Here is a 367-nt window from a genome sequence, read left to right on the forward strand (position 1 = left end):
TATCCGGTATTAGACCCAGTTTCCCAGGCTTATCCCAGAGTCAAGGGCAGGTTACTCACGTGTTACTCACCCGTTCGCCACTAATCCCCGATGCAAGCACCGGATCATCGTTCGACTTGCATGTGTTAAGCACGCCGCCAGCGTTCATCCTGAGCCAGGATCAAACTCTCCGTTGAAGTAAAACAAAAACAGACACAACCACAACCACCGGAAATAACGGCAGAAGAGCTGCACAAAATTTGAAACCAGCTGAAAACCAGACCCCACCCACAGGGGCGGACAAGGCCCGGCAAAATCAACCAATTCATAAAAACAAATCGGTATCAACAAACTTGGCACACTATTGAGTTCTCAAACAACAGACACA

At 48.5% G+C, this 367-nt stretch carries 1 rRNA gene; it reads right to left on the reverse strand.

Annotated elements, in window-relative coordinates:
- A 16S ribosomal RNA gene (locus NFJ07_RS25760) occupies positions 1–176 on the reverse strand; the annotation flags it as partial.
- Positions 177–367: the final 191 nt, after the last annotated feature.

The organism is Arthrobacter sp. B2a2-09 (assembly GCF_027587375.1).
GTDB lineage: Bacteria > Actinomycetota > Actinomycetes > Actinomycetales > Micrococcaceae > Arthrobacter.